At 40.1% G+C, this 11,319-nt stretch carries 2 protein-coding genes; both read left to right on the forward strand.

Features of this window, described 5'->3' with window-relative positions:
• Positions 1 to 252 precede the first annotated feature (252 nt).
• The gene (locus tag NU887_RS16855; RefSeq protein ID WP_258424553.1) at positions 253 to 705 is read left to right on the forward strand and encodes a hypothetical protein; all 453 of its coding nucleotides are present in this window, start codon (positions 253 to 255) and stop codon (positions 703 to 705) included.
• A 504-nt stretch (positions 706 to 1,209) separates the two neighbouring features.
• Positions 1,210 to 10,893, forward strand: coding sequence for a T9SS type B sorting domain-containing protein (locus NU887_RS16860; RefSeq protein WP_258424554.1), 9,684 nt, complete (start codon positions 1,210 to 1,212; stop codon positions 10,891 to 10,893).
• Positions 10,894 to 11,319 lie beyond the last annotated feature (426 nt).

Genomic DNA, 11,319 nt, shown 5'->3' on the forward strand with positions numbered 1-11,319 from the left:
TTGCCATAAACCTTTCTTTTTCCTTTATCAGAAACCTATTTATGCTTCCTTTTACTTTGGTTGGCCGGAGGTGAAAAATTGGATTTAGAGTTTCATTTTGGAAATCCTACTTTTTAAAATATAAGAATAAATAGACAAAAAGAACTTTTCTTGAGTTTTGGTAATGTCTACATTCTAAAATAGACCAAGAAAAAAGATTCTTTAGAAGGTCTAAATTCCTTTTTCTCCCTTTTTTCAATTTAATTTGCACCCATGAATTCTACCACCAAAACAGCATTATTGGCCAAAGCGCAAGAAATGCTAAGAGATCAGATCAAAGACATCCAACGTCAGCTTACCGAATTGCAGGAATCTTCCGAGGTCGAAGAGAAAAGTTCTGCAGGGGATAAATTCGAGACCCATCAGGAAATGTTGCATCAGACAAGGGATATTTTGGAGAAAAGACTTGCTTCTTCAAGAGTAATGTTGGCCCAGTTGAACGCTGTTCCCGTAAAAGAAATGGAAAAAGTAGATGAAGGAGCTTTGATCAGAGTTCCAATGGGAAATATTTGGGTTTCAATTCCTATGGGAAAAGTTGTTTTGGAAGATGTAGAATACCAATTGGTTTCCAGAGATTCTCCGTTAATTTCAGCGCTGTGGGATTTGAAAAAAGGTCAAAGCGCTGATTTCCGTGGAAAGCAGATCGAAGTCAAAGATTTGGTATAGAATCCTTTTTTATAATTTTCAATAACAAAATATACAGTTCAAACCGCCGTCCATAATTTTGGACGGTTTTTTTTTGCTTTATTTCCCTGTTTTTGAAGAAAGATATTTCAGTTTAGAGACTGTTTTTTGGAATGTTCTAATACCATTTTTTCCCCTTTCGAATAGGAAAAACAATAGTATAATATCCTGATACGCCTGTTTCAATTTTTATTACCATTTCTTTGATTTTATTATAATATTCTATTTATTACTCTAAATCACCCGATTTAAAGTATTTCCTTTATGTATATATAAAATACATAGAATTTTATATCAAAAAATGAAATACCTTTTCTAAGACTTATTCTGCAAAAATCAGAGAATAAAATTCACTGAAAAAAATGCCAGTAGGTCAAATAAGTACTCTAAAGAGTCACTTTGAAATACACAATTGGGACAGATTGATTAAAAATTAATTAAAACGCTCAAACCCTAAATGGGAGATGAATTCAAAGTAGATCTTTTATGAGAAAACTTTACTCTGTTACATTTTTATGGGTTGTCTATTTTCTGACCACATTTGTTCAGATCAACGAAAGTTTAGCAGCCCCAATTATCCGGGATGTCTTTGTTTTTTCAGAATGTGAAAAAAAGGCAGAAATCCGTGTTCGAAATGGTGTCGCTCCCTACACTTATGTCTGGAGTTTTGGTGGGGAAATTATCCAAACAGATGCAGGATTAAACGAAACTCAATTCAGCACCATTGAGCAAGCCAAAGCCGGTGACTATACCCTAACGGTAACCGATAATGTGGGCAACACCTACTCGGAAGTCATTAATTTCAAAGGAAGTACAAATTTCATACTCAATATATTATATGACGAAAGTCAAGCCTGCGCAGGTGAATCATTTGGTATCGTCTATGGAACCATTGAAAATGGTATTCCTCCATTCACTATCAACTTTTATGACGAAACAAATACAATTGTTCAAACCAATGTCATCAGCGGAAGGAATTTGGACCTAAGCGGAGTTCCTGCCGGTAAATATTTGGTGGAGGTAATTGACGCCACCGGTTGTAAGGAATTGACTGAAATTGAAATTGAAGAAATCGAGCCTCTTGTTTTGACACCGGGTGCAGGGGTAGGTACTTTTCCTGAAACTTGTATCGAAAACGGTGGAATCACTTTTGATGCCTCCGGATTTGTAGGAACTGTTCAATTTAGAATAAGAAGGTCAGACGGAACCTATGTCACCGGTTGGCTTCCTGCCCCGGGGGGCCAAATATATTATGATCAATTAGCCCAAGGTGATTATGTTCTTGAGATTATAGATCAATATCGTTTAGAGGATTGTCCTGAAGAATTGGTCTTCAATATTGGAAATGAGACACTTTTGGCTGCAGTGCCTACTGCAGAAGGAGTCACTTGTTTTGGTGGAACCGACGGGACTATCAAAATAGACATCACGAGGTTATTTATGGGATTTACGTTTCCTCCTGCAAATGCTCTCGTTACGATCACCCGTCCGAATGGAACAGTTGCCGTAAATGAGGAAAGCATTTCTATTGGCGCAACTACCGGAACAAAGACTTTTACTGGTTTTGGACCCGGTGTCCATACTATTACTGTAAAGCATGGAGGAGTAAATTATCCTGAATGTACTCTCAATTATACAGTAAATGTCCCTGCTCCTCCTTCCGCTTTATCAGCATCGGTTACAACCAATACTGAAACCTGTTTTGGTCAAAACAACGGTTCGGCTACAGTAAACCGATCAGGTGGATGGGGCGGGTATAAATACCTTTGGAGCAATGGTAAGACAACAAGAACTGTTACAGGATTAGCACCGGGTAGTTATACTGTTAGGGTTTCAGATAAAGAAGGCTGTTTTATTGACCTTAATGTAACAATCGCCGGACCTCCTGCCCCAATCACTGGCGAAATAGAACTTCTAAACGGTTTGGCCTGCGCCGGATCAAATGACGGCTCTGCCCGTGTATTTAATATCGCTGGTGGATGGGGTAGCTATACTTATTTATGGAGTAATGGTGAAACTACTGCTACTGCATTTAATCTTCCAGCCGGAGCAAATACTGTTAAAGTTAGAGACAACAAGGGTTGTGAAGTAGAATTCAGTGTTGTTGTTCCTGTTCCTGACGCACCGGTGGTTACTTACACACCCGTTAATCCAATTTGTTTTGGAGGAAATGATGGCAGTATCAGAGTTGAAATCGCAGATAATGTCTTGTCTTTTACTGTCACCGCAAACGGAGAAACCAAAAGCGGTACTGATGTAACTTTTACAGACTTACCTGCAGGTCAATATGAGGTAGTTGTTTCTTACGGCCTTAATTGTAATATCACAGAATTTGTGGATGTTGTAAACCCAGCCGGAATTGCAATCAATGAAAATAACCTGGTTATCAATAACCTACTTTGTGCAGGAGATGGAAACGGATCTATAACCGGACTCACTGCCAATGGTGGTACAGGAACATTGACCTACCAATGGCAAAAAGCAATTTTAGGGACTTTTGAAGACTTACTTGGCCAAACAAACCTTGATATTTTTAACTTAACAGGTGGCATCTATAAGTTAATAGTCACTGACCAAAACGGATGCTCTGTTTCCAAAGAATATACAGTGATCGAACCACTTCCTCTTGCGGTTACGCCACCTGTGGTGGTAGATGTAGCCTGTTTTGGAGAATTGACCGGCACAGTAAGTTTCACTGTATCTGGAGGAACTTTACCATATTCATATGCACTCAATGGTGGAGCCTTTTCCTCCACTTCAATCGGCGGGATCACAATCGGCGGATTGGGTGCATCCACCAATAACTTTATTGAAATCAGGGATGCTAATGGCTGTGTGGTTCCTAATTTGAATTTTGATGTCACCTCACTGCCGGAAATCACCATCAGCAATGTGGTAATTACTCCTGAGGTTTGTTTTGGTCAAAATAACGGAGGAATTTCCATTGACATTGCAGGGGGTACAGGCAATCTTGGGGTAAATTGGTTTGAAGCAGGTAATTTCTCAACCATTATTTCAACTGATCAAAATTTGACCAATGTGGCTCCGGGCCAATATACCGTGAAGGTTTTTGATCTCGGAAATAACTCATGTTTTGTCCAAGAAACGTTTACCATCCCTCCTACTCCGGAATTGGATCTAGAACTGGATGGGATTTTAAACATCCTTTGCTTTGGTGAAAGCAGTGGCGGGATAAATATTTCAGTATCCGGAGGAACAGGTGCCTATACCTATGCATGGACAGGGCCTTCAGGATTTACATCCACATCTCAAGACATCAGTGCGATCCCAGCAGGCCTATATAATGTAACTGTAACAGATGCCAATGGCTGTTTCAAAGAATTGACGGACATCTCGGTTAGCCAGCCTGCAAGCGGCATTGTTGTCAGCTTGCTAAATGTCGTTGATCCAAAATGTCATGACTCAACTGATGGAAGAATTGAAATCCAGATCGGAGGAGGAAATCCTGCTTATGCTATAAGATGGGAAAAAGAAACAACGCCCGGAATATTTACACCTATTTCCGGTACCACACAAACTTTATCCAATATTGGAGAAGGAACTTACAAAGTGATCGTTACTGATGCCAATTCCTGCTCCAGTGAATTGGAAGTAACTGTCAATGCCCCTGATCCATTGTTGGTATCACTTGTAAGTAAAGATGAAGTATCCTGCTTTGGAAGAAATGATGGAAGAATATCCATCAATGTAACAGGAGGAACAGGTGTCTATTTCTTTGCATGGGATCATGGTTTTATCAATCAAAACCCAAATAATCTGGCGGCAGGATTTTATTCAGTTACAGTGAGGGACGCAAATGGCTGTACTTTCAGACTTGAAAACATCGAAATTACCCAGCCAGATCCTTTAGAAATCAATCTTATAAACATCAGCGCACCTACTTGTGCATATACTGATGGATCTATAGAAGTTGCCTATGTGGGATGGGTTCCCGGGTTAAGTTATAACAGGTGGATAGACTTAAGCACCAATACTCAAATAGCAGAAAATACCACAACCGTTACCGGTTTGAAACCAGGCTTCTACATGGTTGAGTATAGCTTGGCAGGAGCATGTATGGTTACCCAGACCTACAACGTTCCAGGTCCAAAAAATCCATTGCAACTTTTCACAAATCCTCAAGATGCAAGCTGTCCCGGAGAATCAGGGATATTATTCTTATCCGCTTTCGGTGGAGTTCCTTCTTACACCTACTCCATTGAACTAGGTGGAATCTGGCAAACTATTACAAATTCAATACTTTCAGGTTTGTCAATAGGTACTTATAATGTCAAGGTTACAGATGCTGCAGGTTGCGAGGATTTTTCAACTATTACCATAAATGAGCCAAATCCACCTGTATTTGATGTAGAGGTAGAAAAGGATGTTACCTGTTTTGGTGGAAACGATGGAGTAATCAGGTTTGTAGTATCCGGTAATACAACTGGAATCACAGTCCAATGGTACAGAAGAGACCTAATAGGTGGAAAAATACCAATTACAGAAGCTACCTTAAGTTCACTGATTGCAGGTACTTACTTCATGGAAATTACCTATGCAGGAGGCTGTATGATTGATTCTCCCGATTATATTATAGAACAACCTGACGAAATCTTGATCTCCCAGTCTGTTATCCAACCAATCTGCTTCGGGGATTTTGGTTCATTCAATTTAACATTCGCCGGCGGATTACCTGGAAAAACATTATCTGTCACCTCAATCAACGGTTACTCAAAAATATATAACAACCAAGATTCTGGTTCATTTGATTTTGATGAGTTGCCTGCCGGAGATTATGTTTGGACTATTGGAGATACAGGCTGTCCTGATAATACAGGGACCTTTACCATTATTTCGCCTGTCAAACCTGATTTCAATACAAGCTCCCAAGATGTAAGCTGTTTTGGAGCAAATGACGGAATCATTGAAATATTAAGTCCAGTTGTTCAGGGTGGTAGGACATTTACAGTATTTATCAATGGAGCGAGTCAGGGTGTTCAGACGTCCTTCTTTAATGTGGCTCCTGGAAATTATCAAATAACCCTGATCGATAACTTTGGTTGTGAGTCAGATCCAGAGTTGGTAGTAATCGGGCAACCTGATAGGCCTTTGGAGATCACCAATTTGGTCATAGATAATGCCAATTGCTTTGGATCAAATACGGGATCCATTGAATTTGAAATTCTCGGAGGAAGACCTGTTTACAGAGCAACATTGACTCCCGTTTCCGGACCTGTCCAAACTTTGACAAACCTTAACCAAAATACGGTTTATTCTTTTGCAAGTTTGAGCGCTGGAAATTATACTTTGGAAGTTTGGGACATCAACAATGTTTGTCAGGTAACTGAACTGGTGTCCATAACTCAGCCAAGTTTATTCACAGTTACTGCAGATTCAGGAACCATACTTTGCTTTGGAGGTTCAACCTTTATTGAATTGACTCCTGTTGGAGGTACAGAGCCTTACTCCTTTGTGTGGGAAAAATTCAATACAGGAACCAGTACTTGGGAAACCTTACCAGAAACTAGTAAAAGATTGAGCAATGCAGTTGCAGGACAATACAGGTATTCTGTACAGGAAGCCAATGGCTGTACAGTAGTTTCCAACACCGTCATTATTCCAGACGGAAGCCAGGTGACGGTAACTTATACAGCCGATTTGATACTTTGCTACGGTGAATCTGCTTTGGTTACACTTCAGGCTGCGTCCGGGTCTTCCACCAATTTCACCTACTTTGTGAATGGAAGCCAGATTTTTGGAAACACTTTCATGGCCAAAGCAGGAAATTATTTGGTTTATGCTATAGACAATGTGAAAGGTTGTGTTTCGGCAGATGTCAATATTAATGTTGCCCAGCCTGCAGCTCCTCTAAGTATTTTAGATTACACATCTTCTGACCTGAGCTGTTTTGAGTCTGGCGATGGCAGCATTTCACTTTCATTGACCGGTGGAACGGCTCCTTATACAATCACTTTCCAAGGAGTTGATTATTCTGCAAATGAAAATCAAGTGGTGGTTTTCAATAATCTGGAGGCATTAGTTGCTTACACTTTCACAGCTGTAGATGCCAATGGCTGTTCTGTTGCCATTCCACCAAAAACCTTAGCACAACCACTTCCGCTACTTGCATCTGCGAGCTATCAAGACATCCTTTGCTTCGGAGGAACTTCAGAGATTAATCTACAAATAACAGGAGGAACCAAACCATATGCGGTTTCTTGGACTTATTCAATAGACAATACCACTTTCGCACCTGTCCCTGGTTCTGACAACCTAACTACTTTGACAGGTTTGGTAGCCGGATTCTACACCTATACCGTGTCCGATGGAGGATGTGCTGACGTAATAGAGACAATTCAAATTGAAGAACCAACAAAAGTCGTCCTCAATGCTGTTACGACGGATGTCTCCTGTTTTGGAGGAAGTGATGGAACTGTTGTCTTTACCCCTTCAGGTGGCAACTTTGCTACATATAGAATTTTCTTCAATGGGGTTGAGATTTCAGGCAATACCGTCACTGGTCTTACAGCAGGAACTTACAATGCATTTACCATAAATGGTACCTGTAAGTCCGAGGTCATTCAGGTCATCATTGCTCAGCCTGCACAACCACTAAGTGTAATTGTAGACAATCTTGATGAAGTACTTTGTTATGGAGACCTGTCAGATATCAATCTAAAAATATCAGGAGGCAATGGATCATATTTGGCTTATCTCAATGGGGTAGAATATACCGTAGACCCAAGTGGCGAAATCAGCTTTACAGATTTGACTCCAGGGACATATAACCTCAGGGTAATTGATGCCAAGGGTTGTGAATGGTCAGATGTTGTAACAATTGCTGACACCACTCCGATCGAGATATTCCAAGACGAAATAATTGATATAAGCTGCTTTGGTTCCTCAGATGGTGAAATCAAAGTTTCAGTAACTGGAGGAACAGGAAGCTACACATACAGATGGCTTGATGCTTCAAATATAGTTGTGGGTACCAATCAGGATTTGTCGGGAGTTCCTGCCGGAAGTTATACATTAGTGGTTTTGGACGAAAATAATTGCGAAGCCACTATGGATTTTGTGATCGGAGATACTACTCCTGTAACATTCACTTCATCTTTTACAGACATCACTTGCTTTGGATCACAAAATGGTTCGATCACCGTAGTAGGTTCCGGCGGAAAGCCTGGATATACCTTGGTAATTGATGGTATCCAATATCCGGGACTTACTGCAAACGGACTTAGACCGAATACATACAATGTCTATATATTGGATGCAAATGGCTGTGCTTCACCAACCACACAAATAACCATCAATCAGCCTACTCCACTTACCCTTACTGTCAATAAGGCAAATGTCAGCTGTTTTAACCAAAATAATGGAACTGCTGAGGCGGTATTCTCAGGCGGTACTGCTCCATATACTGTAAGGTGGTCAGATGGAAATACCCAAACTTCCAGAACAGGATTAGCTCCAGGAAACTATGAAGTAGTCATCACTGATGCCAACGGTTGTATAGTTAGAAGTAATGTAATTATTACCCAGCCTGCCCCGATTCTGGTCGTTGAGACCATCAAAAATGTAAGCTGTTTTGGAGGAAGTGACGGAAGTATTTCCTTAAATATCAGTGGTGGAAACGGCAGCTTCATTGTCTCTTGGACAAATAAAGTAACTGGAGCAACTGTCGGAACAGGAAATATAATCAATAACCTACCAGAGGGAATTTATGTGGCAACTGTGAGAGATCCTTTTGGATGTGAATCAATTCGGGAATATACCATCACACAGCCTGCTGAACCATTGACTATTCAGCCAATCATCTCCCATGTCCGATGCGCAGGAGAAAACAATGGAAATATTGACCTTATCGTATCAGGAGGCACAGGCCCATATACTTACCAATGGTCATCCGGAGAGACAACAAGAGCCATTAATAACAAAGCAGGCGGAACCTATACTGTGAATGTCAGGGATAGCCAAGGATGTATTGTAAGTCAGACTTTTGAAATAGAAGAGCCACTTCCAATAGTAGTCACTATGGAATCGATTCAGAATGTTTCCTGTAAGTTTGGAACCGATGGCAGCATCAAAATCAATATCACAGGTGGAACAGGTGCATATACTATCCAATGGAGTAATGGTATGTCAGGTACTGAAATCTCGGGGCTAAGAGCCGGTGACTACACTGTTTTTGTAATAGATGAAAACTCATGCCTTGCTAGTGAAACTTATACCATTACGGAGCCTTCGGCAGTTTTGGCAGTTTCATCAGTAATTTCAACCGAACTTTGCGAGTTTGACCAATTGATAGAATTGAACCTAACTGTAACAGGAGGAACTGCTCCTTATACCTATGCATGGTCAAATGGCGCTACAACCCAAAACCTCATAGGAATTACTCCAGGAAACTATTCAGTGACGGTAACTGATTCAAAAGGATGTACAGTAAATGAAGATTTTACTGTTCCACCGCCTACCTCTCCTATGGAAATTGATTTGGTTGGCAAATTTGCAGTATGTACCAATGGAGAAAGAGGTGAAATAATTGCAAGTGTGACAGGTGGATTAGCGCCTTATTCTTACAATTGGTCTAATGGAGCAACCACTTCCACTGTAACCGATCTATTGCCGGGCTCATATACCTTAATCGTAACAGACGCAAAAGGATGTACAGTTTCAGAAACCATAGAAATTGAAAAGCCTTTGAATCTGAGAATAAGCCTAATGAATATCAAAGCAGTATCCTGCTTCAATGGTATGGACGGTTTAATTGAAATTGGAATTACAGGAGGAAAGGCTCCATACAAGATCAATTGGAGCAATGGAGTCGAAGGCCAGTTGGCTGCTACCAATCTCGCTGCAGGAACCTACAATGTTACAGTAGAAGATGCATTGGGCTGTATTGTCACAGGAACATATAATATCCGTGAACCTGAGTTGCTGAGCTTCAGAGAAACCGTAGAAAACAGCCAATGTGCCGGAAGCAATAACGGTGTCATCACTCTGAATGTCTTTGGTGGTGCTGCTCCATACATCTACAAATGGTCCAATGGTGCCAACAGCCGGGTCATTAGAAATCTTCAACCTGATACCTACAGTGTCTTGATAACTGATAGAAATGGTTGCGTGACAGGTGGAACATTTGTAGTATCTGAACCGGATCCCATCGAAATCGAAAGCACCCATTCAGAAATGCTGGATTGCTTCGGGGATGAAAATGGATTTATCGATTTGGATGTTCGTGGAGGTATTCAGCCTTACAGGATCAAATGGTCAGACACTCCTATCGAAACTTTGAACAGGTCAAATCTTCCTGCGGGAACCTACACTGTAAGTATTACAGATGATAATGGCTGTATTGAAACCAAGATTTTTGAAATCAAACAGCCTGATTTACTTGAGGTAAGATTGTTTACCAGATTTGATGTGGACTGCGAAAACCGTGAATTGACAGGTGTGGCTTGGTTGGATATTAAAGGAGGAACACCAGATTACCGAATTGAATGGAATACAGGATCTTCCAATGTCGAAGAGATTAATTTCTATGAAGATGGTGAGATAACTGCCATTGTTACAGATAGAAATGGATGCCTAGTTGAAGTTTCCAAAGAAGTAACTATGCCGGTAGCATTTACCGATGCATCATTCTCCTACACAGTAATTTCAATTGGTGAACAAGGTGAAATTTTGGTCAACGAACCGGTACAGTTCAATGACGCCACACTTGGACAGGTAATTGCTTGGGAATGGGATTTTGGAGATGGTACAAAGAGCAATGACCAAAACCCAATTCATACATTTACCAAAGTAGGAAAATACACCATTACTTTAAAAACTTTTGATGCTTTGGGATGTGTATCCGAAACCACGATGCAGATCGAAGTTTTCGGCTCCTACAGGATTCTTGTTCCCAACGCCTTTACTCCAAATAATGATGGTCTTAATGACACCTTCATGCCAAAAATGAGAGGTATTGAGGATTTTGAACTTCATATTTTCAATAAGTGGGGTGAATTGGTTTATTCCGCATTCAGTAAGGAAGATGCAGGTTGGGATGGAAGATTAAATGGAACCATGAGTCCTAATGGCAACTATGTCTACAAGATAATTTTCAAAGCTGTAGACGGAGAAAAAGGCAGTCAGACAGGTGTATTTACACTCGTGCTCTAGTTAAAACAAAACAAATCATCAATACCGTCGTCCTGAAATAATGGTGACGGTATTGTTCCTGTTTAGCGGTTTTATTTTTAAAAAATGGATCAATTTTTGGATTATTATTTAAAAATTTTTGAAAAGGAAATTCTCCTCTGATTTATCCAGAAGATTCATTTTCTTCCCTTATTTCCCAAATATATTTTTTACCGTCATTCCTTTGTTTTTCTTATAAAATTCTGTTTATTACTGTAAATCACCCGATTTAAAGTATTTCCTTTATGTATATATAAAATACATAGAATTTTATATCAAAAATTGAAATACCTTTTCTAAGACTTAACATGCAAAAATCTGGGAATAAAACCCACTGATTAGCATCAGCACAAGTCAAAAAGTACTCCACAGAGTCACTTTGAAAAATCTAATCGGTACTGGTTGTTT

This window comes from Aquiflexum gelatinilyticum, assembly GCF_024741135.1.
Classification (GTDB): domain Bacteria; phylum Bacteroidota; class Bacteroidia; order Cytophagales; family Cyclobacteriaceae; genus Cognataquiflexum; species Cognataquiflexum gelatinilyticum.

Coding starts and splice junctions, on each gene's coding strand:
- NU887_RS16855 (WP_258424553.1), top strand. CDS start 253: ATGAATTCTACCACCAAAACAGCATTATTGGCCAAAGCGCAAGAAATG.
- NU887_RS16860 (WP_258424554.1), top strand. CDS start 1,210: ATGAGAAAACTTTACTCTGTTACATTTTTATGGGTTGTCTATTTTCTG.